Below are 229 nucleotides of genomic sequence, written 5' to 3'. Positions count from 1 at the left end.
AGCTCTACCTGCACGACCCTAACGCTGTGCCAGAAGAATGGCGCACCAAATTTCAGACGTTGTCTTCAGACGGCAACGCTGCCACCGATGTATCGCACGCAACAATTCGCGATCAGTTCGTGCTGCTGGCAAAGAACCAGCGCCGCGCCCAACCGGTTTCCGCCGGCAGCGTGAGCAGTGAGCATGAGAAGAAGCAAGTTGAAGTACTGCGACTGATCCAGGCCTACCG

At 57.2% G+C, this 229-nt stretch carries 1 protein-coding gene; it reads left to right on the top strand.

Features of this window, described 5'->3' with window-relative positions; translation table 11 throughout:
* The coding region (locus AAEY88_RS15775; RefSeq protein WP_350563915.1) for a hypothetical protein at window positions 1-229 on the top strand (229 nt) is incomplete at both ends.

Origin of the sequence: Psychrobacter sp. CAL346-MNA-CIBAN-0220, from assembly GCF_040309805.1 — a bacterium.
In the GTDB taxonomy this organism is placed as follows: Bacteria; Pseudomonadota; Gammaproteobacteria; order Pseudomonadales; family Moraxellaceae; genus Psychrobacter.
The sequence above is the reverse complement of the archived record's forward strand: the minus strand, read 5'-3'. Positions and strand labels throughout refer to the sequence as shown.